The sequence below is a fragment of the Nocardia nova genome, assembly GCF_002933465.1.
In the GTDB taxonomy this organism is placed as follows: domain Bacteria; phylum Actinomycetota; class Actinomycetes; order Mycobacteriales; family Mycobacteriaceae; genus Nocardia; species Nocardia nova_B.
Window position 1 is genome coordinate 222,073 of the sequence record NZ_PSZE01000002.1, and the last position, 21,237, is coordinate 243,309.

A 21,237-nucleotide genomic window follows, 5' to 3' on the forward strand; every position below is an offset into this window, starting at 1 on the left:
GGGACGTATGAACCACCCACGCCCACAACCGAACCCGTCGCCGACGCCGCCACCCGTGCCGAGTGGTTACGGTGAGCCGGCGGCCACGCCACACCGTCCGGCGCCGCCGCCACCGAATGCCTTCCGCGAACCGCGGGGCATGGCGCCCCCACCGCTGGGTGCGAGCGCCGGATACCCGGCTCCCGCCGCAGGCCCTCCCGGGACACCGGCGGTGGCCCATCACGGGCCGGGCGCGGGCGGTCCCTCGCCCTATTCGGCCGCGAATCATACGCCGGCGGGTATCGCGCCTCCGGGCTCGCCGTCCGGTGGCTTCGGCACCGCGCCCGCCGGTCCCGGTGGCACCCCGCAATTCCCCGCGGCGCCGGAGAGTTCGGCGGATCCGGCGATGCTGCACCGGACCGAGCTCACCCGGACCTATCCGTGTCCGGCCTGTGGCGGCCAGCTGGTGTTCGACATCGCCTCGCAGCAGTTGCGGTGTCCCAGTTGCGGAAACTACTCGCCGCTCTCGGCGCCGCGGGCACCGGTCGTCGCGCGGGATCTGCGGCAGGCGATGGGGGAGTTGCGCGCGCTGCAGGCCGTGACCGCGGGGCCGCAGGTCACCGGGGATCGCGAGGTGAAGTGTCAGAATTGCGGTGGCACAACCACATTCGTCGGCAGCCTGACCGCGACGCGCTGTCCCTACTGCGCCACGCCGATCCAACGCGACGACGTGCACAACGCTCCGGCCCGGCTACCGGTAGACGGAGTGCTCCCGTTCCGCATCGACGAGAAGGCGGCGCGTGAACGCGTCGAGAAGTGGATCGCGGGGCGGTGGTTCGCCCCGACCGCGTTCAAGAACTACAAGCGGCTCGGTTCGCTGGCGAGCGTCTACCACGCCTACTTCACCTACGACGCCGACGTGCACACATGGTATCGGGGCGAACGCGGCGACGAGTACACGGAGCGGTACTGGGACGACGGAGAACTGAAGAGCCGCACCGAAATTCGCTGGTATCCGGTGATGGGAGAGGTCGGTAACCGCTTCGACGATCTGCCGATTCTCGCCAACGACATCGACGACAGCGCCCGCGTCGCCGAACTCGAACCCTGGCCGGTCGCGGAGGCCACCGGTTATTCGCCCGAGTATGTTGCCGGCCACCTGGCCCGCACCTACGATCGCGACGCCGAGGAGATGTTCCCGGTCGCCCGGACGCGGATGGAACAGGCCATCGAGCAGACCGTGCGCGAGGACATCGGCGGCGACCGCCAGCACATCCACGACCTGCGCTCGACCTGGAACTCGCTGGCGTACAAGCACATTCTGCTGCCGATCTGGCTGTTGACCGTGGTCTACGCGAACACCCCGTTCCGGGTCTACATCAACGGCTTGACCGGTGAGGTCATCGGGCAGCGGCCGTGGAGCAAGGGCAAACTCGCCGCGTTCGTGACAGTCGTCACGCTGCTGATCATCGGCGCGGTGGTCGCACTGTCGATGTGGCACGGCGGCGGAACCCACCATCACAGCACCGGCCACACCACCGTCGTCCACCACGGGAGCTGACATGTTCGTGCTGCTACTGCTCGTGCTCGCCCTCGTGGTGATCGTGGGCGGGATCGTCGCGATCGGGGCGGTGGCCCTGGCCCATCAGCGCCGCCGCATCGCCGCCGAGAACCAGGTGGTACCGGGTACGGCCACCCGCGCACCCTCCGCCTGGGCGCGTTCACACGACCCCGAGGCCCGCCTGCACCGCCGCCTGCGCGATGCGATGACGGCGTTGCGCGCGGTGACGGCGTACGACACGGCGGCAACGGTCACCCTGCGCGCGGATCTGGAACAGTCGGCACTGGCTCTCGACGACCACCTGGTCGCGATCTCGATGCTGCATTCCGGCGCGCGGACGGCACAGCTGGCGCAGGCCGACCGCGCGGTCGCGGCGGTCGAGGCGGGAGTCGCCGACTATGCCACGGCGGCAACACAACCGGATCTCCGCGCGCTCGAGGCCGATCTGGCGGGGGTACGGGAGCGGTTGCGCACGGCCGACGACCTCCGCCGCGGCATCGGCAGCTAGCTCCCGGCGCTCATCCGGGTTCCACATACCACCGTCGCGCCGTAGTCGGACGATTCCGCGATCGCGGGGCGCAGCCCGGCGGCCGCGACGATCGCTGTGGCGGTATCGATCTGGCCGGTGCCGATCTCGACCAGCACCCACCCGCCGATCGTCAGCCACCGCCCGGCGGCATCGGCCACGCGGCGCAGCACGTCGAGTCCGTCGGCGCCGCCGTCGAGGGCGGTGCGGGGTTCGTGGTCGCGGGCTTCCGGCGGCATCCGGGCGATCATCGCGGTCGGCACATACGGGGTGTTGGCCAGGATCAGATCCACGCGCCCGATCAGTTCGCCGGGCAGAGCGGCGAACAGGTCACCCTGAAAGACCCGCGCGCCCAGCGGTTCCAGATTGCGCCGCGCGCACGCCACCGCGGCGGTGTCGATATCGGCGGCGACCAGTTCGACGTCCACCCCGCCGGCGCGCAACGCGGTCGTCGCGGCCAGGCCCAACGCGCCCGAGCCACAACACATGTCGACGACGGTGCGCCGATCGCCCGATCGGGCGGCGGTGCGTTCGAGGGCCTCGTCGATCAGGAACGCGGTGCGTTGCCGCGGTACGAACACGCTGGGGTCGAGCGCCACCCGCACACCGCGAAAGTCGGCCCAGCCCAGGAGATATTCGAGCGGTATGCCGTCGACGCGGCGTGCGACGAGTGCGGAGAGCTGGCCGGGGGAGGAGGCGGCCTGCCGGAGCAGGGCCGCTTCCTCCTCGGCGAAGACGCATCCGGCACGGCGCAGGTCGGCCACGATCGTATCGGTGGCGGACTCGTCGGATTCGGGGTCGATCACCCCACCATTGTCGGTGCCGCGTCAAACACAATTTCCGTGCGCCGATCAGCGAGTCGACGGCAGCAGGAAGGTGCGGGTCGCGTCGAGATAGATGCCGCGCTGCGCGGCCTTGCTCGGCGGCGGCAGCTGCGACACCAGCTGATCCAGCGAGGTCGTCGCCCCGACCACGCGGGTGCCGGCGACGATGAAATCGGCCACCGCGCGGCGGATGTGGTTCGGTGAGGTCACCACGACCGCGCTGGTCGCTCCGGCGTCCTGAAGCATCCGGGTGCTGAACAGCGCGTTCTGCACGGTCGAATTGGCGCGGTCCTCGACCAGCACGCGGGAGGCCGGAATGCCGTGGCCGATCAGCCAGCCCGCCATCGCGGCGGCTTCGGGTACTCCGTTCTGCGGGTTGCCGCCGGTCACCACGATCGGCGACATCGGCGCCGCGATCGCCTGCAACCACGCGGCGGTGAGCCGGTTGACCAGTTCGGGACGCAGGCTGCCGTCGGGCAGCAGGCCGTAGCCGAGCACCACGATGCCGGTCTGCGGACCGACCAGCGCCGGGAGCGGATTGGGCAGGGTGCCCACGGCCGCGCCGATGGCACCGATGAGATTGCGGGCCCCCTGGGCCATGCCGGGGTCGATGGCGGCCAGCCGGTTGAACGCGGCTTCGCGCGTGAGCAGATCGCCGGTGTAGTCCGACCAGATACCTTGCAGGGCCAGCGCCTGCGCGTCGTCGGGTGTGTTGTCCAGCAGCGAGCGCAGATCGGCCAGACCCGCGGCATCGTTGCCATTGACGAAGTTCTCCTGAGCCGAGTTGTACAGCGGCGCCGGTCCGTCGGCGGCGGTGGCCGTCGCGGTGAGTGGTCCGGCCAGCAGCGCGGCCGCCGAGGCCGCGATGAGAAGATGTTTCACACGTCTGGCGATGTTCACTGCAGTCGACACCTTTCCGGGCGAGCGGTATCCCGCGTGGGTGGGGTGGGGCATTGGCACAGCCGTGCCCACCATACGGGCCGAATCGGCGAGGGCCCCGGATTTACCACCGCTCGAGTCGGCATTCGCTGAGGCGGCGGCGGACGTCGGCGCAGGTGCGCGGACCGATAAGGTGGCCGGGTGGACACCATTTCGCTGACCGGCAAACAACTCGCCGCCGACCTCAACGCCGAGACGAAGAATCGCGCCGCCGCACAGGCTGAATCCGGGGCTGCCCCCCGCCTGGTGCTGGTGGTGGCCAACGACGATCCGGCCAGCGGGTGGTATGTCAATTCGCTGCAACGCGCGGCAGGTCGCCTCGGAATCGACTGCGAGACAACCGATCTCGGCGCGCAGGCAAGTGCCGCGGAGATTCGCGAGGCGCTGGCAAAGCTCAGCGAGGACCCGGCGGTGCACGCGGTGATGCTGCAGACGCCGCTGCCCGCAGGTGTCGAACTGAACGACGTCAGCGCGGCCATCGCCGCGGCCAAGGATGTCGACGGCGTCAGCCCGCTGTCGCTGGGACTGCTCGCCGCCGGACTGCCCGGATTCCCGCCCGCCACCTCACAGGCGGTGGTGGAGTTGGCCAAACATCACGACATCCCACTGGCGGGCCGGCACGTCGCGGTCGTCGGCCGTTCGAACGTGGTGGGCAAACCTCTGGCACAGCTGCTGCTGGCCGAGAATGCGACGGTGACGGTGTGCCATTCGCGCACCACGGACCTGCCGGCGGTCACCTCGGCCGCCGACATCGTGGTCGCGGCAGCCGGGCGGGCCGGGTTGATCGGTGGCGACCACGTGCGCGAGGGCGCGGTGGTCATCGACGTGGGTACGAACGAGGGTTCCGACGGTGGCATCGTCGGCGATGTGGACGCCGCTTCGGTCCAGGGCCGGGCGGCCGCGCTGAGTCCGGTTCCCGGCGGTGTCGGACCCGTCACCACCGCGCTGCTGATGCGGCACGTGGTGGAGGCGGCCGAAGCGGCGCGTTGATCACCAGGCGCGTTGGTCACCAGTGGGTGGTCACCGGATCGCCCACACTCACGTTGTCGTAGTACCACTCGGCATCGGCGGGGGCCAGGTTGATGCAGCCGTGGCTGACATTCGAATTGCCCTGCTGCCCGACCGACCACGGCGCCGAATGCACGAAGACGCCGCCCGAGGTGAGCCGTTCGGCGAACTCGCCGGTCAGGTAGTAGCCCTCCGGATCGTCGAGCGGAATGCCGATGGTGCGCGAGTCGAAGATGATGGTGCGGTCCTTCTCCATCACGGGGAAGGTGCCCACCGGGGTCTCGCGCCCGGGCTTCCCCATCGAGGCGGGCATGACCCGTGGCGCCTGCCCGGGAATGAACACGGTGAACGTATGTGCCGACATATCGGCATCGGCGCTGGTCCCGCCGTCGGTTCGGAATTCGGATCGAGCGTTGCCGGCGGTCACGGTGAATCGCGCGTCGGCCGGCAGGTATCCGGTGGAGTTCCAGACCAGTTCCCTGTCGTTGGTCCAGGAGAACCTCCCGGCCTGGGCGCCGACGTGCACGGATCGTTCGGCGCGGGCGCGATCGGTGACGGGTGCGGTGAACCGGACGGTGACCGGATGGGCGATTCCGACGACGGCGCCGTTGCTCGGTGAAATCGAGGCCACGGATGTGGTCTGCGGTGTCACCAGGACCGCTGCCGCGGTGCCCGTGGTGACTGCGGCCAGTACTGCTATGACTGTCGCCAGGAATACATGACGCATCATATTCCTCATGGCTCCACCCCCTCAGGTGGTGTGTGGATCAGGACCTCGATCCTAATTCCGGATGATCATGGTCGCCGGAATAGTTTTTGCTTCGTAACGACAGTTACGGTGTGGCAAACAAGATGTAGCCGAGGGGTGTGGTAATGCGATCAGCCGACGACGGCCGCGAGAACGTCCGTGTGCAGCGCATCCGCGCGCGCGAAGATCTCCTCGATGCGCTGCAGCGCGGGCGCGAACTCCTCGGCCTCGTGGTCGCCGAGCGAGCCGACGTTGATGGCGATATTCAACTGTGAACTGGCAGCTGCGGCCCGCGTGGCGTCGGCGGCGGCGCCGATGTCGGTGACCACGTTCGGATTGCCGATCGGCAGCAGATCCGCGGCCAGTGAGAGCACCTCGTCGGCTTCGGCGACCACTGCGGCCGGCACTCGCGCGGCCTGCAGCAGTGCCGAGGCGATCGCGTCCTTGCGGGCCGCGACCTGCTCGTCGGTGTCTTTGGGCAGTTTGTAAGCCGCGCCGACCGCGGTGAAGGCGGTGGCGTCGGCGTCGGCCAGGGCCAGCGCGCGCTCACGGGCGGCGTCGGCCGCCGCGATGATCCGATCGATCGCCGGGCGGTTGTCGGCGTCCTTGGCGCGGGTGGTGTAACGGGCCACCATCGCCACCAGGGCAGCTCCCTGGGCGGCGTGCAGCGCCGCGACCGCACCGCCGCCGGGCGCGGGGATCTTGGCGGCGAGATCGTCCAGGTAGCGGCCGATCGTCGACTCTCCGAACGTCGTGGTGTCCGGCGACGATGCGGTGTCCTGAGACATGCTGCGGGGCCTCCCGTTTCGAGGAATCGGTGTGCGGTACGCCGATAACCGTACCGGGCCGCGCGCCCGATCATCGACCGGGCCGCACCGCCCTGTCGCGGACGGCGTGCGGGCGGTGTGGAGGATGGAACCCGAGGCCACCCCCGGCCGCGATCGCGGATCGCGGTTTGTGCCGGGTGGTGCAGTGCGGTAACCTCACTGCAACTGGTTGCATATGAATGGAGTTGCATACGATGCGGATCGGGTTGGGCATCAACTATGCGGGGGGCTTCAAAGAGGTCGTGGCCGAGGTCGCCGATCTGGAACGGGCCGGCCTGGACATCGTCTTCGTGCCCGAGGCCTACTCCTACGACGCGGTGAGCGGACTGGGATATCTGGCGGCCAAGACCGAACGGGTGCAGCTGGCCTCGGGCATTCTGCAGCTCTACACCCGCACGCCCACGCTCACCGCGATGACCGCGGCGGGTCTGGACTACGTCTCCGACGGCCGCTACGTCCTCGGTCTGGGCGCCTCGGGACCGCAGGTCATCGAGGGGTTCCACGGCGTGCCCTACGACGCGCCGATCGGTCGCACCCGAGAGGTCGTGGAGATCTGCCGCAAGGTATGGCGGCGCGAGCGCCTGGAATACCGGGGCAAGTACTACACGATCCCGCTGCCCGCCGAACGCGGCACCGGACTGGGCAAACCGCTGAAGCTGATCAACCACCCGGTACGCGACCGCATCCCGGTGCTGCTGGCCGCGCTCGGCCCGAAGAACGTGCAGCTGGCCGCCGAACTGGCCGAGGGCTGGCAGCCGATCTTCTTCCTGCCGGAGAAGGCCCGTGACGTGTGGGGCGAGGCGCTGGCCGCCGGAAAGGCGAAACGCGATCCGGAACTCGGCGACCTCGACGTCTACGCTGGCCCGGCGCTCGCGATCGGCGACAACGTGGAGCCGCTGCGGGAGTTCGTCAAGCCGCATCTGGCGCTCTACATCGGCGGCATGGGCGCCAAGAGCAAGAACTTCTACCACTCGCTGGCCACGCAGTACGGCTACGGCGCCGAGGCCGACCGCATTCAGGAGCTGTATCTGGCCGGCAAGAAGGACGAGGCCGCCAAAGTCGTGCCCGACGCTCTGGTGCGTGACATCTCGCTGATCGGTTCGGCGGGCTTCGTCAAGGAGCGGGTGGCGGCGTTCCGGGAGGCCGGGGTCACGGTGCTGAACGTGATGCCGCTGGCCGCGACCGCGCCGGAACGGGTGAAGCTGATCGAACAGCTGCGCGAGCTGGTCTGATCGGCGTGGCCGGCAGTCCGCTTCCGGGCTGCCGGCCGTGTCCGGTCGGTCTCTGTCCGGTCGGTCCCTGCCGGCTCAGCCCTGGTGCAGCGCCGCGAGCGCGGCGTCGAGGGTGGGGTGCAGGGCGAATACCTGATCGAGATTGGTCAGTTTGAGCTGTCTGCTGGTGGCCGGTCCCTCGGCGACCAGGACGATGCTCGTCGCGGAGCCGGCCCGCTGATGGGCGGCCACCAGGGCGGCCATACCGGCCGAGGCCAGGAAACTCACCTGCAACAGGTCGATGATCAGCGCCGCGGGTCTACCGCCGAGGGTCGCCTCGATCGCACTCTCCAGTGCGGGCGCGGTCGCCAAGTCCACCTCGCCGGCCACCGTGAGCACGGTCGCATCGTCGTGCACGCTGACCGAGGTGGTCATCGCGTCGGCGAGGGGATACGCGTCTCCGGAAGTATTGGTCACGGTTGTCAATCTACCTGCTGGGTACCCGAGGCTCGCTCCGGCCGGGCAATTGCCTTCCGGCGCAAGGAGTTAACCGCGGAGTTAACCGCGCGACGCGCGCGAAATCCCTCGCCCGTGCGCACCGGCGGAGGTGTCGTCGCGGATTTCCCGGGTATCGCGAGCACAACCGGAGAGGCGGTTCGCTCGCGGGCGGAGCGAGGTCGCCCGATTCGATCGGCGCCCGGAGGAGTGGTTGGTGATGGCGCATATCGAGAACGGCCGAGCGCCGGAGACGGCGTCGGTGGCCGAATTGGTCGGCACCACCACGGAGCAACTGAGCCGGCTGGTCCGTGCGGAGGCGAAACTCGCCGTCGTCGAGGCGCAGGGCAAGGCCAAACGCCTGGGAACCGGCGCCGGACTCGTCGGTGCCGCCGCCGTGCTGGGGCTGGCGGTGATCGGTGCGCTGGTCGCGGCGGCGATCATGGGGCTGGCGGTGGTGTTGCCCGCGTGGGCGTCCGCGTTGATAGTGGCCGGCGCGCTGGCCGTGGTCGCCGGCGTCTTCGGTCTGCTCGGGCGGACGAGCATCCGTAAGGGGAGTCCGCCGATGCCCGAGCAGGCCGCCGCGAATGTCCGGGAAGATGTGGCCGTCATCAAGGAGAGGACTCGGCGATGAACATCCCTTCCGATCCGGAGGCGTTGCGCTGCGACCGGGATCTGACGCGCGAGGAACTGGGCCGAACGGTGCAGGCGCTGAGCGACAAGCTCGACGTGCCCGGTCGCACCCGCGAGCGGCTGCACCGCGGTGCCCGGTCCGCTCAGGACAATGCGGACCGGGCCGCACAGGTCGTCAAGCAGATCCCGCTACCGGCGATCGGCGTCACGGCGGCGGGCGCGGTGGCCGCGATCTGGCTGGTGCGGCGCAAGCGGTCGTGACGAGTCAGTTCGCACCGCCGGCGCCGGGCGGCTCCCCGAGGGGCCAGCGTGCGTAGGTGCGCTCCGGCCTGACGGTGATCACATCGGTGACCTCGACGAGTTCGGCGGGCACGAGGCCGTCGGGGAAGTGCTCGAGACTGGGCACGATCACCGCTTCGGCATCATGAGTGATCGCCGCGCCGATCAGGAACTGCACCGGGTCGTCGGTACGATCACCGAAGGCGACCGTCTGCGAGAGTGTGTAGCCCAAACGTCTTGCCAGACAACGGATCTGCGCCGTATCCCACTCCTGGTGCAGGAGCGATACGTCTGTGCGCAGAAAGCCGAGGGCCAGAAAACTCATGGCATTCCTCCTCGCGTCGTCCGCAATCGGAACCACCGGCGGCCTGGTGTCCGCACGCCGGTTCGTTCCGCCGCTGTACCTCTCGCGGACAGGACCGCGAATACCTAGCAATCTCGGACGATATTTCCCGATCGCAGAGGCGGGCAAACCCGTGTCCGGGGGTTGCCAGGGGCGCTCGTCCGGTTCTGTTTGCTGGGTGCGACGGAGGATCTGCCGACGTCAGCTTGGGTTTTAGGATGATCTTGATGTCTGCTGTGGCGCCTCGGGGAGGGCGATGAGGTCACCTACATCGCCGCATCGTGTCCGCTCCGGGCCGAAGGGAGTCCCGCGTCTGAGGCGTGAGTGCCGGTGCGTTGCTCGGCGGAATGCCGAGATTCCCGAAGGTCGGTGACGATCTGGGTGATGCGGGCAGCAGCAAATTTTCGGCAAACCGTGGGAAGTGGTGGATGTTCGGCAGCTGTCCGCCGATTCGGGGTTCTACGGCGGATTCTGCCGCCGGACCGGCATCCGGCGGCACCGAGGTCGCTATGCGCGGTAGGCGTCGGTCCCCGCGCGGGACAAGACGATGTTGTGGACCACCGCTCGCGACGACAAGCGCAGCAGGGCATCGACCATTTCGACGATGTCGCTGACGGCCAGCATCTGCTCCGGCGGGATGCGGTCGTGGACCCAGGCGCTCATATCGGTGTCGACATAGCCGGGGGCGAGGGTGGTGGCGCTGATGCCGTTACCCGATTCCTCGGCGTTGAGGGTGGCGATCAGGGAGATGAGTGCCGCCTTGGCCGCGCCGTAGACCGCGAGTCCGGCTTCGGCGTAGACGCCTGTGATAGACGACAGGGCAATCACTTTCGCGCCGCGATCGGGCGCGGCCGCGGCGGCGGCGCGCAGCATCGGCAGCGCGCCCTGGATGAGTTGCAGCGGCGCACGCAGATTGACCGCGAGGGTTTTGTCGAAGCGCCGCATGGACGTGTCGGCGACCGGACCGGCGGTGCCGACCCCCGCGTTGAGGATCAGCGCCGACAGGGTGCCGAATCGGTTCGCATGCTCGGCCAGCACCCGCTCGACGCCGTCGGTGTCGGACATATCGGCGGCCACGGCAACGACGTCGGTGGCGCCGGCCGACCGCAGTTGTGCTGCGACCTCGTCGAGGCGAGCGGCGTCACGGGCGGTGACGGTGAGCGCATAGCCTTGTTCGGCAAGCCTGTTCGCGATGCCGAGCCCGATGCCGCGAGACGCCCCGCTGATCAGGGCGGACTTCCGATTTCCGGTCACTTCCGGACTCGCTTCAGTGCGCGCAACCCGGCGGCCATGAATTCCGGTGTCGCCTCGGCCGCGCGTTCGGCGGCGGAGCCCGCGTCCGAGCCCCGCAGCGCGCGGTGGGTGATGCCTTCGCCGATGACGCCGAGCTTGAAATTGGCCAATGCGAGATAGAAACCCCAGTCCCGGAGATCGCGGCCCGACGCAAGGGCATACGCCTGGGCGAGATCGTCGGCGCCGGGCATACGGTCGCTGGTCCACGCGGCCGGCAAACCGAGCACCAGATCGAAGATCGGTGCCCGATACACGCACATCAACGCCACATCGGTCAGCGGATCGCCGAGGGTGGACAGCTCCCAGTCGACGACGGCGCGGACCCGCCCGGGATCGCGCGCATCGAGAATGGTGTTGTCGATCCGGAAGTCGCCGTGCACGATCGAGGCCGCCGACCGGTCGGGCACCGCTTCGGCCAGCGCGGTGTGCAGGGCCGCGACGTCGGGGAGTTCGCGGGTCTTCACCCGTTCCCACTGCGAGGCCCACAGATTCACCTGCCGGGCGACGAATCCGTCCGGGCGACCGAACTTCCCCAGTCCGACCGCGTTCGGATCCACGGCATGCAGCTCGGCCAGTACTCGCACCAGTTCATCGACGGCGGCGTCGATCTGAATGTCGGTGAGGGCGGCGAGATCGTCCTGATCGCGGACTACGGTGCCGTCGACGAATTCCACGACGGTCATGGGCGCGCCGAGCGTAGCGCCGTCGGCGTCGAAGGCGACCGTCTTCGCCACGGGCACAGCCGATTCGCGCAGGGCGTGGGCCACCGTGAACTCGCGGGCCATATCGTGCGCGGACGGGGTGAGGCCCGCGACCGGCGGGCGGCGCACCACCCACCGTGACGCCTCGTCGGAGGCGATGAAGGTCAGATTCGAACGGCCGCCGCTGATCAGTTCCACCCGCAGCTCACCGCGCACGTCGACGCCCTGCTCGCGCAGGAACCGCTCGAGCGCGGCGACATCCATTCCAGGCAGGCTCATTCGGCTGCTCGCAATGCCCGCTTCGCGGCGCCGACCGCACGTTTGGCGATCGCCCACCGATGGACCTCGGACGGACCGTCGTAGATGCGGAAGGGCCGCACTTCACGCGACAGCCGCGCCAGCGGGAGATCACCGGACACACCGAGGCCGCCGCACATCTGCATACTGCGGTCGATGATCCGGAAAATGGCCTCGGCCGCGTAGGTTTTCGCGATCGAGGTGGCGTCGGCGGCCGGCTCGCCGCGGTCGAGTTCCCAGCACGCGCGGGTCAGCAGGGCGCGGGTGGCGGCGATATCGATCTCGTTGTCGGCGATCATCTTCTGCACCATGCCGAGGTCGCCCAGTCGCGAGCCGAAGCCCTCGCGCCGGGCCACATGCGCGACCGCGACGTCGTGTCCGCGGCGGGCGGCGCCGAGCCAGCGCATCACATGCGTCATGCGGGCCGGGCCGAGACGGACCTGGGCGTATTCGAAGCCGCGGTCGACCTCGCCGAGGACGGCCGCCTCGGGAACCAGCAGATCCTCGAAGAACACCTCACAGTGCCCGCCGACCATCGAGCGATCCAGCGTGTCGAGATGGCGCCCGACCCGGATGCCGGGAGTCTCGGCCGGCGCCACGAACAAGGTCGCGCCGCCGCGCTGGCCCGGTTCGCCCGAGGTACGGGCCATGATGATGAAGAAGCCCGCGCCGTCGGCGCCGGTGATGAACCATTTGCGGCCGTTGATTCGCCATCCGCCGTCGGCGCGGACCGCGCGGGTGGCCAGCGCGGACGGATCGGAGCCCGCGCCGGGCGCCGGTTCGGTCATCGCGAAGGCGGACCGCACGTCGCCGTGCGCGAGTGGCGCGAGGTACTGCTGTTTCTGTTCCGGGTTCGCGATATGCGCGAGCATGTGCACATTGCCCTCGTCGGGGGCGGCGATATTCAGCGCCGTCGGGCCGAACAGTGAATAGCCGGCCTCCTCGAATACGGGCGCGCGATCCGACATGCCGAGGCCGTGGCCGCCGTATTCGATCGGCGCGTGCGGCGCGAACACACCTGCCTCGCGGGCGGCTTGCTGTATTTCGACGCGGAACGCGTCGCCACCGGCCGCGGCGATGTCGCCGTCGTGCGCATCCTCGAGCGGCAGCACCCGGTCGCGGACGAAGGCGCGGGTACGTTCGGCCAGTTCGTGTACCTCGGGCGGAAGGGACAGCTCGATCGCCACGGTCCACTCCTCGATCTCAGTCGCCGAACGATCGCTCGGCGATCACCTGTCATGTACAGTTGCATGTCGTGATAAGGCCTGTCAATTCGGTGTTACGCGCTCGCTCCACTGTTCAGATACCCTGAACATCATGAATGGCGCCGAGCGAGATCGACATGGTGTGGGCAGCCGGGTGCGGCAGGCGAGAACCGCTGCCGGGCTGTCGTTGCGCGCGACAGCGGAACGGATCGGCGTCAGTCCGGCCACGCTCAGCGCGGTCGAGAACGACAAGACCGGCGTCTCGATCGCCCGGCTGCGTGCCCTGGCCGCGGCGCTCGACACCACCGTCGCGCGGCTGATCGGCGAAGCTCCAGCGCCGCTGCCGCCACGCCCGCGCGCACGAACGGCAGGCGTTTCCGAGGGGAACACCGCCCGCGCCTGGCGCGAATTCCCGCCGCTGGACATCGATCCGGTCTTGGCCGCCGCGATCGACTCCTTCGTCGAGACCGGATATCACGGCGCGACCATGCGGTCGATCGCCCACCGCGCCGGGATGAGCGTGCCCGGCGTCTATCACCACTACCGGGACAAACAGGAACTTCTCGTCCGCGCTCTCGAACTCACCATGGACGAATTGCATTGGCGCGTGCGGGCGGCGCGCGGCGAGGCGATCAGTGGCCGCGACCGCCTGATCCGCGTGGTCGAGGCGCTCGCCCTGCTCCACACCCATCGCCGCGAACTGGCATTCATCGGCGCCAGTGAGATGCGCAGCCTCACACCGGACAATCGCGCTCGAATCGTAGTCTCCCGCAACCAGATTCAGTATCTGCTCGACGAGGACATCGACGCCGCGCTGGCGGAGGCGAACCTGACTGCCGCCCACGCGCGTGTCGCCGGGCGCGCCATCGCCACGATGTGTACGTCACTGCCGCAATGGTTCCGGCTCGAAGGGCCCGCCACTCCCGAGCAGATCGCCACCGCGTACGCGGATTTCGCCCTCGGTCTGCTGGGTATCGAGACGCGGAACGCGGTGTGTGCCACGGGGTGATCGGCCACGAGGTGATCGGCGAGGGACCGGTCGGCCACGGTCGTACTGTCCGCGGATCGACCTGCTCAGACCCTGCTCGCCGCCGAGAACGTCACCAGGGGCAATGTCGCGGTCAACCGCACCCGTGTGCCCGAATCGCTCTGCTCGATCTCCACGTCGTCCGCGAGAGCGCGCATCATCGACAGGCCGCGTCCGCGGGTGCCCGGATCCTCGGGCTGCGGCCGCCACGTCCCGGTATCGACGATCTCGAGGCAGACCGCGCCGCGCACATGGGCGGCGGTAAGTGTCACGTTGCCGGGGGTGCCCGGGGGATAGGCGTGCTCAATGCTGTTCGTGCAGGCCTCGTTGGCGGCGGCGACCAGATCGGCCGCGAGGTCGTGACCGACGGCAGCCGCGGACAGCCACGACGTCAGCGCGTGGCGCACACCCGAGAGCCGCGCGGGTTCGGCGGGTATGTCCAGGTGTAGTGGCCGGGGCGGCTGGCGGTAGACCACCATCGCGATATCGTCGTCGTAGCCCGCCTCGGGGCGCAGCCGCGACAGCACCGCGTCGGCCACCTCGCGCGGCAGATGTGCTGCGGCGCCGGACAATTCGTCGGCGATCTGTTCGAACCGGATATCGATGTCGACACCGCGCTGCTCGACCAGTCCGTCGGTGAACAACACCAGCGTCGAGCCGGGTTCGAGCGCGGTGGTCGCCTCGGGCCGGTTCGGGGTGTCGAAGGTGGCCAGCGGTACCGCGCGACCGCCTTCGAGCAGTCGGCCGGTGTGCCCGGGCGCCGCCACCACGGGCGGCATATGCCCGGCGCTGGAGTACCGCACCAGCCCGCGCCCCGGATCGAGGATGGCGGCGCAGACCGTCGTGCACATGGCGCCGGGTATGCGGGCGGCCACCGCATCCAGTTCGGCCAGCAACTGTGCGGGCCCGGCGCCGCGCAGCAGCAGAGCCTGTGCGGCGGTGCGCAATTGGCCCATCACCACCGCCGCGGACAGACCGCGGCCGACGCAGTCGCCGACCACGATGCCCAGGGTGCCGTCGCGCAACCGCACCACGTCGTACCAATCGCCGCCGATCTCGAGCGGGGGCAGCGCCGGTTCGTAGTGCACCGCGAATCCGGGCGGCAGTTCGATCGGACCCAGCATGGCGCGCTGCAGCGTCAGCGAGGTCGAGCGCGCCTGATCGAAGTTACGAGCGCGCTGCACCGCCAGGCTGAGATGGCCGACCAGCAGCGAGCACAGCGCCCAGTCACCGGAACTGATCGCCCGCGGCGCGGCGAAGCGCACCCACAGTGCGGCATCGCCGGTTTCGCCCAGCGGCGCCACGATGCCCTCGGAACTCGCCGCGCCCTCGGGGATGGCGAACATGGCGCGATGCGGCCGCATCCGGGTCCGGTCCAGCAGCGCCCGCGCCCGCGCGTCGATCACCTGCCGGGAGACGGCGTCGCCGCCGGCCACCGGGCCCGAGACGTACATTTGCGGTGCGGTCTGGCGATTCGCCCACATCGACACTACGGCGGTTTCCGCGCCGATGGCCCGGCGCAGTTCGTCGAGACCCACCGACAGCACCTCGGCGACCGTGGTAGCGGCGCCGACGGCGGTGGCCAGCCGCGAGACCGCCTGGTCGCGGGCCTGCGCGTCGTGTTCGGCGGTCACATCGCGGATGGTGCCCACGAAGAGCCGCTCGTCGTCTTCCGGATTGCGCAACGAGGAGGTGCTGACCGCCAGCCACACCCGGCGCCCGTCGCGGTGCCGGGCCGGCATCACGAACCGCGCGGCCTCGGTGCCCAGCGCCGGATATTCCGTCGAGGAATCGTCGTCGGTCCACGGATGCGGCAGCGGGTAGGGGGCGGAGTCGGGGCCGTACCCGGTCAGTGCGCCGAATGCCGAATTGACCTCGGTGACGGTTCCGTCGTCGGAGGCGACGAAGAAGCCGTCCTGCAGCGACTCCACCAGTGCGGTGCGGAAGGCGTCGCGGCCCTCGAGATCCTCGGCCCGCAGGCGCTGCAATTCGTAGCTGCGAGTGCTGTCGAGAAAGCCGCGGGTGGCCACATCGAGCGCGGCGAGAGTCTGCAACAGGAACTCCAGCGCCGCCTGCGCGCGCTGGGCGGCATCACCGTCGGGCTCCTGCGCCGCGGGGCCGGCGATCAGGCCCTGTTCGTCGAGCAACCGGAAGTGGTGCTCGGTCAGATCCAGAATGCTCACGCCCTCGACGAGTGCGCGCCGGCCGAGTTCGTACCCTTCGGCGAGGGTGTTCTGGGTGGGTGAATCCATATGCAGCCGAAGCGCATTCGCATACGCCTCGCGGAACGCGGCCAGCACCGCGCTCATGGCCGCACCCGTGGTGCGCTCGTCGGCCGGCCCGGCCGGCTCACGACGCACCCGCGATCGGACCGCGGTGGCGCGCGGTCAGAACCAGCGCGTCGTCGGTGTCCTTGACGTAATGGCGCAGGATGTCGTCGGCGATATCGGAGGTCGGCCGCGCCAGATCCAGGGTGTCGACGAAATCGCTGACGATGCCGTCGGTCGACATCACCAGCACGTCGCCGGGCCGGATCGCCACGGTCTGGGTCTGCAGATTCGGAGGCAGCAGATAGCCGACGATGCCGCCGGTCAGCAGCGCCGTCGCGCGGACCGCGGGCTTGCCGGGGCCGATGGCGACGACGCGGGATTCGACGTTGCCGACCCCGAGCCACTGCAGTTCGTCGTCACCGGTGAACAGCACCAGCGAGACCGCCGCGCCCCGGGTGTCGGCCATCGCGCGATGGCACAGCACCATCAGCACGTCGAGCGGTTCGGCGCGATTGTCGGCGAGTACCTGCGCGGCCCGGTCGGCGGCATCGGCGGCCGCGGCCCCATGCCCCAGCCCGTCGAGGACCGCGAACAGCACCGAACCGTCGCCGGCGTCGAGTACCACCGACCGATCGCCGGAGACGCGCTGGCCCGGCAGTGCGCGGCCCGCCACCGCCCATTCGACAGTGCCGACGGATCCGTCCTCATGCACCGGTGGGTACCCACTTCCACATCTCCACCAGCGTTCCCTGCCCGGGTGCCGACTCCACGATCAATCCGTCCATCAGCCGTCGCGCGCCGGGTAACCCCAGCCCGAGTCCGCGGCCGGTGGAGTAGCCGTCCTCCAGCGCCCGGGGGATGTCCCGGATTCCCGGCCCCTGGTCCTGGGCCTGCACGACCAGGGCCCGCCGGCCGTCGCGCTCCTGCACCGCGACCCGGATCTCACCGGTTCCGGCGTAACTCGTGATATTGCGGGCGATTTCGGAGATGGCCGTGGAGATCATGGTGATGTCGGTCAACGTGAAACCCAGCTCGGCGGCCAGCTCCCGTCCTGCCTGTCGCGCGGTCACGATGTCGCCCGACACCTTCACCGCTATCACCACGTTGTCGGAGGCCACGATCACCGACCGCTTCGCCGGCCGTTGGGTAGCTGTCTGTTGAGCCAGGCCAGCCCCTCCTCGAGGTCCAGAGCCGTGTGCATGCCTTCGAAGGTCAGACCAAGCTGGACCATCGCGAACGCCACTTCGGGCTGCAGACCGACGATCACCGTCTCCGCCCCCCGCAGCTTGGTCATGTGCGCGATGGTACGCAGGGAGCGCGCGGCGAAGGAGTCCATGACGTCGATGGCCGTGACGTCGACGATGATTCCCTGGGCACGGTACTTGCTGACGTAGGTCATCAAGTCGTCCTGCAGGCGTTCGGTATCGGCGTCGGTGAGAGCCGATTGCACGGACGCGATCAGGTAGGTGCCCTGTTTCAGAATGGGTACCGGCATGAGGCGCCTTGACTACCGTCCGTCGCGGTCGGTGAGTCTCGAGATCTCGTAGCCGAGCAGTCGCTCCGCTTCCTCGATACCACCCTGTAGGTCACCGACCGCGTTCATCTTCGTCAGATCGAGGCCGATGGTGACCAGCGCGAGTGCGATCTCCGACGAGAGGCCGGTGATGATGACGTTGGCGCCCATCAGATTCGACGCGTCGACGGTCTGTACCAGGTGGTTGGCGACCGTGGAGTCGATCATCGGAACACCGGTGATGTCGATGACGACCACCTTGGCGCGGTTGGCGCGGATCGCGCGCAGCAGCTGTTCGGTGAGCTGACGGGCGCGCTGGCTGTCCAGCACGCCGATGATCGGCAGAATCAGCAGCTGCTCACGCACCTGCAGCACCGGCGTCGACAGCTCGCGGATGGCTTCCTGCTGCTGGCGGATGACGCGCTCGCGCTCCTGCACGAACGAGATGGCCACGGTGTTGGCGATCCGGTTGGCCGCGGGCTCGTAGGCGTCGAGCACTCGCTTGAGTAGTTCGAAGTCGGACTGGTACTTCTCGAACAGGCTGCGCGCGAGCACATCTCGCAGCAGCAGCACGATCCCGACGACCTCGTCGGTTTCGACGCCTCGCGGGATGATGCGTTCGGACAGGTCGCGGGCGTAGGCCTGCAGCGCCTCGACGCTACCGGTTTGGAGCGCCTCGACGTAGTTGTCGTAGATGGAGGTGGCCTCGGAGAAGATCTCCTCCGGGGTCATCGCGGTCAGCAGTGCGGCATCCCCGATACGACGTGCCCATTCCTCACGTAGTTCAGTGCGGTTCTGGCGCAGGTGCTCGACCAGTTGCGGCAGCAGATTCTCGACCGGACCTGCCGGTATCGAATCCGGAGAGAGGCCGATGGACACGTCGGACATGAAAACTCGTGCCCCTTTCCTAAGGGAGGTCGGTTCGTCGGGGTCGCTCGTACGTGGCTGCCGTCGAGAAGCCGCAGTCGAGCCTAGTCTCACTCGATACCCGCTGGCGAACAATCGAAACATGTCGCGGGGGTGTGTGCTCGGCCACCCCATCAGCCCGGCTGCGGACTGGGTTCGCGCGGCACGGCGCCGCTGTGGTCGATGCAGGCCTCGACGCCCGGGTCCGGCGCGCGATGATGGGTGAGCAGGGTGTCGTAGATGTCGGCGAGCGCGGCGAGCTGGTCGCGGTTGAGGACGTCGATCATATGCCGCCGCACGCTCTCGACATGGGCGGGAGCGGCCGTGGCCAGCACTTCCGCGCCCTTCGGGGTGAGGACGGCGGCGGTGCGGCGGGCATCGTCCGGGATGGCCTCGCGGGCGACCAGCCCGCGCTTCTCCATGCGGGTGATCTGGTGGGAGAGCCGGCTCTGCGACCATTCCAGCACCGAGGCCAGTTCGGCGAAGCTGCGCCGGTGGTCGGTGGCGTCGGCCAGCCGTGCCAGCACGGTGTACTCGACGTAGGTGAGATTCGAGACGCGCAGGGAGTCGCGGCCGACGGCGGCGGCGATGAGATCACGGGTGAAGACGAAGCCGAGCCACGCACGCGTTTCGAGATCGTCGAGCCAACGGGGTTCGGTCACGATTCCTCTCCAGGGTTCTGCGTGGGTCATGGTATTGCCTTCCCGCTGTCGGCGATACCCGAAGTCGCGGTATCGGATCGACACCTACACCCGCCGCATTGAAGGTGCAACCTTTGTGCTCGGCAATGAAGATTAGGCTGGCCTGACCTTCGTGTGACGCGGGGTGCTGATTAGAGTCGGAGCGTTGTTTCGGCCGCGAGCGGTTCTCCCGCCGGCCGAGTGCACCCGCAGACACACAAGGAGTGCGATTCGTGACCGCGCCTGAGTTCCGCTATTCGGATCTGCTTCCCATCGGAGCCGACGAGACCCCCTACCGGTTGCTGACCACCGAGGGTGTCAGCACATTCGAAGCGGGCGGACGCACGTTCCTGCAGGTCGACCCCGACGTGCTGCGGATGCTGACCGCCGAGGCGATGCACGACATCAGCCACTACCTGCGCCCGGCGCACCTGGCGCAGTTGCGCAAGATCATCGACGATCCGGAATCCTCCGGTAACGACCGCTTCGTCGCGCTGGACCTGCTCAAGAACGTCAACATCTCCGCGGGCGGCATCCTGCCGATGTGCCAGGACACCGGCACCGCCATCGTGATGGGCAAGAAGTCCGAGGGCGTGCTCACCGGCGCCGACGACGCGGAATGGATCTCGCGCGGTGTGTTCGACGCCTACACCAAGTTGAACCTGCGGTATTCGCAGCTGGCGCCGATCACCATGTGGGACGAGAAGAATACCGGCTCGAACCTGCCGGCGCAGGTCGAGTTGTATTCCACCGCAGGCGATCCCACGCATCCGGCGTACAAGTTCCTGTTCATGGCCAAGGGCGGCGGCTCGGCGAACAAGTCGTTCCTCTACCAGGAGACCAAGGCCATCCTGAACCCGACCCGGATGCTGGAATTCCTCGACGAGAAGATCCGGTCGCTGGGCACCGCCGCCTGCCCGCCGTATCACCTGGCCGTGGTCATCGGCGGCACCAGCGCCGAATTCGCCTTGAAGACAGCGAAATACGCCTCCGCGCACTATCTGGACACCATGCCGACCGAGGGTTCGATGGCCGCGCACGGCTTCCGGGACCTGGAACTGGAGGAGGAGGTCTTCAAGCTGACCCAGTCCTTCGGCATCGGCGCGCAATTCGGCGGTAAGTACTTCTGCCACGACGTGCGGGTGATCCGCCTGCCGCGCCACGGCGCGAGCTGCCCGGTCGCGATCGCGGTGTCGTGTTCGGCCGACCGCCAGGCGCTGGCCAAGATCACCCCCGAGGGCGTCTTCCTCGAGCAGCTGGAACGCGAACCGGCGCAATACCTTCCGGAGCAGACCGACGAGATTCTCGGCGGCGACGTGGTGAAGGTCGACCTCAACCGGCCGATGTCGGAGATCCGCGCCGAGCTGTCGAAGTACCCGGTGAAGACCCGGCTGTCGCTCACCGGTCCGCTGGTCGTGGCCCGCGACATCGCGCACGCCAAGATCAAGGAGCGCCTCGACGCCGGTGAGCCGATGCCGCAGTATCTGCGCGATATGGCCGTCTACTACGCCGGGCCCGCCAAGACTCCCGAAGGCTACGCGTCGGGCTCGTTCGGCCCCACCACCGCGGGCCGGATGGACTCCTACGTCGACCAGTTCCAGGCCGCGGGCGGTTCGTTCGTCATGCTCGCCAAGGGCAACCGCTCGGCGCAGGTGACCAAGGCGTGCAAGGAGCACGGCGGCTTCTATCTCGGCTCCATCGGCGGCCCGGCCGCCCGCCTCGCCCTGGACTGCATCAAGAACGTCGAGGTCCTCGAATATCCGGAACTCGGTATGGAAGCGGTCTGGAAGATCGACGTCGAAGATTTCCCGGCCTTCATCGTGGTCGACGACAAGGGCAACGACTTCTTCGCCGAAACCCAGAAGCCGATCGCGCTGCGCGTGCGGACGCGCTCCAAGGAACGGGTCTGAGCGTCGTCCCGGGCCGCTGCCGGTAGCGGCCCGGGGCCGCGGTCCGGATGGTTTGCGGGACC

At 68.8% G+C, this 21,237-nt stretch carries 23 protein-coding genes; 8 read left to right on the top strand and 15 right to left on the bottom strand.

The features are described from left to right. Positions 1-139 precede the first annotated feature (139 nt). Positions 140-1,540, top strand: coding sequence for a hypothetical protein (locus C5E41_RS03440; RefSeq protein ID WP_219823085.1), 1,401 nt, complete (start codon positions 140-142; stop codon positions 1,538-1,540). Position 1,541: 1 nt separating this feature from the next. Beyond that, positions 1,542-2,048: a hypothetical protein gene (locus tag C5E41_RS03445; protein WP_104374369.1), complete on the top strand. Its 507-nt coding sequence runs from the start codon at positions 1,542-1,544 to the stop codon at positions 2,046-2,048. Here C5E41_RS03445 and C5E41_RS03450 read toward each other — a convergent pair. Both C5E41_RS03450 and C5E41_RS03455 read right to left on the bottom strand, forming a co-directional pair. After that, a complete protein-coding gene (locus C5E41_RS03450) occupies positions 2,045-2,872 on the bottom strand; it encodes a putative protein N(5)-glutamine methyltransferase (protein ID WP_258080710.1) in 828 nt (275 codons plus the stop codon). The genes C5E41_RS03445 and C5E41_RS03450 overlap by 4 nt on opposite strands. 45 nt (positions 2,873-2,917) lie before the next feature. Continuing rightward, positions 2,918-3,790, bottom strand: coding sequence for a YdcF family protein (locus C5E41_RS03455; protein WP_258081521.1), 873 nt, complete (start codon positions 3,788-3,790; stop codon positions 2,918-2,920). Between the two features lie 180 nt (positions 3,791-3,970). Between C5E41_RS03455 and C5E41_RS03460 the strand changes: the two genes are divergently transcribed. After that, entirely contained in the window at positions 3,971-4,819 is an 849-nt protein-coding gene (locus C5E41_RS03460) for a bifunctional 5,10-methylenetetrahydrofolate dehydrogenase/5,10-methenyltetrahydrofolate cyclohydrolase (protein ID WP_104374371.1), read from the top strand. Between the two features lie 16 nt (positions 4,820-4,835). On the opposite strand, the gene C5E41_RS03465 is transcribed toward C5E41_RS03460, so the two are convergent. Both C5E41_RS03465 and C5E41_RS03470 read right to left on the bottom strand, forming a co-directional pair. Beyond that, the gene (locus tag C5E41_RS03465; RefSeq protein ID WP_308706118.1) at positions 4,836-5,567 is read right to left on the bottom strand and encodes a L,D-transpeptidase; all 732 of its coding nucleotides are present in this window, start codon (positions 5,565-5,567) and stop codon (positions 4,836-4,838) included. A gap of 149 nt (positions 5,568-5,716) precedes the next feature. Then, complete coding sequence (locus C5E41_RS03470; RefSeq protein WP_104374373.1) at positions 5,717-6,373, bottom strand: cyclodeaminase/cyclohydrolase family protein; 657 nt, start codon at positions 6,371-6,373, stop codon at positions 5,717-5,719. 233 nt (positions 6,374-6,606) lie between these two features. Between C5E41_RS03470 and C5E41_RS03475 the strand changes: the two genes are divergently transcribed. After that, positions 6,607-7,644 (top strand): LLM class F420-dependent oxidoreductase, encoded by a 1,038-nt coding sequence (locus C5E41_RS03475; RefSeq protein ID WP_104374534.1) that lies wholly within the window; start codon positions 6,607-6,609, stop codon positions 7,642-7,644. A gap of 75 nt (positions 7,645-7,719) precedes the next feature. On the opposite strand, the gene C5E41_RS03480 is transcribed toward C5E41_RS03475, so the two are convergent. Continuing rightward, on the bottom strand, positions 7,720-8,058 hold the full coding sequence (locus C5E41_RS03480) for an STAS domain-containing protein (protein ID WP_104374535.1): 339 nt from the start codon (positions 8,056-8,058) through the stop codon (positions 7,720-7,722). Between the two features lie 280 nt (positions 8,059-8,338). On the opposite strand from C5E41_RS03480, the gene C5E41_RS03485 reads away from it, so the two are divergent. Both C5E41_RS03485 and C5E41_RS03490 read left to right on the top strand, forming a co-directional pair. Continuing rightward, the gene (locus C5E41_RS03485) at positions 8,339-8,752 is read left to right on the top strand and encodes a phage holin family protein (protein ID WP_104374374.1); all 414 of its coding nucleotides are present in this window, start codon (positions 8,339-8,341) and stop codon (positions 8,750-8,752) included. Further along, the gene (locus tag C5E41_RS03490; RefSeq protein WP_104374375.1) at positions 8,749-9,012 is read left to right on the top strand and encodes a DUF3618 domain-containing protein; all 264 of its coding nucleotides are present in this window, start codon (positions 8,749-8,751) and stop codon (positions 9,010-9,012) included. The genes C5E41_RS03485 and C5E41_RS03490 overlap by 4 nt, the downstream gene beginning before the upstream one ends. Positions 9,013-9,016: 4 nt before the next feature. On the opposite strand, the gene C5E41_RS03495 is transcribed toward C5E41_RS03490, so the two are convergent. From C5E41_RS03495 to C5E41_RS03510, 4 genes are all read right to left on the bottom strand, one after another. Next, positions 9,017-9,355 carry a hypothetical protein gene (locus C5E41_RS03495; protein WP_104374376.1) on the bottom strand — a complete coding sequence of 113 codons (339 nt, stop codon included), beginning with the start codon at positions 9,353-9,355 and terminating at the stop codon, positions 9,017-9,019. A 525-nt stretch (positions 9,356-9,880) separates the two neighbouring features. Further along, a complete protein-coding gene (locus C5E41_RS03500) occupies positions 9,881-10,627 on the bottom strand; it encodes an SDR family NAD(P)-dependent oxidoreductase (protein WP_104374377.1) in 747 nt (248 codons plus the stop codon). Continuing rightward, on the bottom strand, positions 10,624-11,646 hold the full coding sequence (locus C5E41_RS03505; RefSeq protein WP_104374378.1) for a phosphotransferase family protein: 1,023 nt from the start codon (positions 11,644-11,646) through the stop codon (positions 10,624-10,626). The genes C5E41_RS03500 and C5E41_RS03505 overlap by 4 nt, the downstream gene beginning before the upstream one ends. Beyond that, a complete protein-coding gene (locus tag C5E41_RS03510) occupies positions 11,643-12,851 on the bottom strand; it encodes an acyl-CoA dehydrogenase family protein (RefSeq protein ID WP_104374379.1) in 1,209 nt (402 codons plus the stop codon). The genes C5E41_RS03505 and C5E41_RS03510 overlap by 4 nt, the downstream gene beginning before the upstream one ends. Before the next feature lie 130 nt (positions 12,852-12,981). On the opposite strand from C5E41_RS03510, the gene C5E41_RS03515 reads away from it, so the two are divergent. Further along, positions 12,982-13,878: a TetR family transcriptional regulator gene (locus tag C5E41_RS03515; RefSeq protein ID WP_104374380.1), complete on the top strand. Its 897-nt coding sequence runs from the start codon at positions 12,982-12,984 to the stop codon at positions 13,876-13,878. A gap of 65 nt (positions 13,879-13,943) precedes the next feature. On the opposite strand, the gene C5E41_RS03520 is transcribed toward C5E41_RS03515, so the two are convergent. The 6 genes from C5E41_RS03520 to C5E41_RS03545 form a co-directional block, all read right to left on the bottom strand. After that, positions 13,944-16,205, bottom strand: a complete 2,262-nt coding sequence (locus C5E41_RS03520; RefSeq protein ID WP_104374536.1) for a SpoIIE family protein phosphatase — start codon at positions 16,203-16,205, stop codon at positions 13,944-13,946. A 40-nt stretch (positions 16,206-16,245) separates the two neighbouring features. Next, positions 16,246-16,878, bottom strand: coding sequence for a SpoIIE family protein phosphatase (locus tag C5E41_RS03525; RefSeq protein WP_104374381.1), 633 nt, complete (start codon positions 16,876-16,878; stop codon positions 16,246-16,248). Then, the gene (locus C5E41_RS03530) at positions 16,871-17,287 is read right to left on the bottom strand and encodes an ATP-binding protein (RefSeq protein ID WP_372464269.1); all 417 of its coding nucleotides are present in this window, start codon (positions 17,285-17,287) and stop codon (positions 16,871-16,873) included. Before C5E41_RS03530 ends, C5E41_RS03525 begins: the two co-directional genes overlap by 8 nt. Next, complete coding sequence (locus tag C5E41_RS03535) at positions 17,287-17,661, bottom strand: STAS domain-containing protein (protein WP_030518329.1); 375 nt, start codon at positions 17,659-17,661, stop codon at positions 17,287-17,289. Before C5E41_RS03535 ends, C5E41_RS03530 begins: the two co-directional genes overlap by 1 nt. A gap of 12 nt (positions 17,662-17,673) precedes the next feature. After that, on the bottom strand, positions 17,674-18,567 hold the full coding sequence (locus tag C5E41_RS03540) for an STAS domain-containing protein (protein WP_030518330.1): 894 nt from the start codon (positions 18,565-18,567) through the stop codon (positions 17,674-17,676). Between the two features lie 152 nt (positions 18,568-18,719). After that, a complete protein-coding gene (locus tag C5E41_RS03545; protein WP_104374537.1) occupies positions 18,720-19,247 on the bottom strand; it encodes a MarR family winged helix-turn-helix transcriptional regulator in 528 nt (175 codons plus the stop codon). A gap of 251 nt (positions 19,248-19,498) precedes the next feature. Between C5E41_RS03545 and C5E41_RS03550 the strand changes: the two genes are divergently transcribed. Beyond that, entirely contained in the window at positions 19,499-21,175 is a 1,677-nt protein-coding gene (locus C5E41_RS03550) for a fumarate hydratase (RefSeq protein ID WP_181063078.1), read from the top strand. Positions 21,176-21,237 lie beyond the last annotated feature (62 nt).

What these genes read in the sequence shown, in the direction of transcription:
- C5E41_RS03440 (WP_219823085.1), top strand. Translation starts at nt 140, where the DNA reads ATGGCGCCCCCACCGCTGGGTGCGAGCGCCGGATACCCGGCTCCCGCC.
- C5E41_RS03445 (WP_104374369.1), top strand. Translation starts at nt 1,542, where the DNA reads ATGTTCGTGCTGCTACTGCTCGTGCTCGCCCTCGTGGTGATCGTGGGC.
- C5E41_RS03465 (WP_308706118.1), bottom strand. Translation starts at nt 5,567, where the DNA reads ATGATGCGTCATGTATTCCTGGCGACAGTCATAGCAGTACTGGCCGCA.
- C5E41_RS03470 (WP_104374373.1), bottom strand. Translation starts at nt 6,373, where the DNA reads ATGTCTCAGGACACCGCATCGTCGCCGGACACCACGACGTTCGGAGAG.
- C5E41_RS03475 (WP_104374534.1), top strand. Translation starts at nt 6,607, where the DNA reads ATGCGGATCGGGTTGGGCATCAACTATGCGGGGGGCTTCAAAGAGGTC.
- C5E41_RS03480 (WP_104374535.1), bottom strand. Translation starts at nt 8,058, where the DNA reads ATGACCACCTCGGTCAGCGTGCACGACGATGCGACCGTGCTCACGGTG.
- C5E41_RS03485 (WP_104374374.1), top strand. Translation starts at nt 8,339, where the DNA reads ATGGCGCATATCGAGAACGGCCGAGCGCCGGAGACGGCGTCGGTGGCC.
- C5E41_RS03490 (WP_104374375.1), top strand. Translation starts at nt 8,749, where the DNA reads ATGAACATCCCTTCCGATCCGGAGGCGTTGCGCTGCGACCGGGATCTG.
- C5E41_RS03495 (WP_104374376.1), bottom strand. Translation starts at nt 9,355, where the DNA reads ATGAGTTTTCTGGCCCTCGGCTTTCTGCGCACAGACGTATCGCTCCTG.
- C5E41_RS03505 (WP_104374378.1), bottom strand. Translation starts at nt 11,646, where the DNA reads ATGAGCCTGCCTGGAATGGATGTCGCCGCGCTCGAGCGGTTCCTGCGC.
- C5E41_RS03515 (WP_104374380.1), top strand. Translation starts at nt 12,982, where the DNA reads ATGAATGGCGCCGAGCGAGATCGACATGGTGTGGGCAGCCGGGTGCGG.
- C5E41_RS03520 (WP_104374536.1), bottom strand. Translation starts at nt 16,205, where the DNA reads ATGAGCGCGGTGCTGGCCGCGTTCCGCGAGGCGTATGCGAATGCGCTT.
- C5E41_RS03535 (WP_030518329.1), bottom strand. Translation starts at nt 17,661, where the DNA reads ATGCCGGTACCCATTCTGAAACAGGGCACCTACCTGATCGCGTCCGTG.
- C5E41_RS03540 (WP_030518330.1), bottom strand. Translation starts at nt 18,567, where the DNA reads ATGTCCGACGTGTCCATCGGCCTCTCTCCGGATTCGATACCGGCAGGT.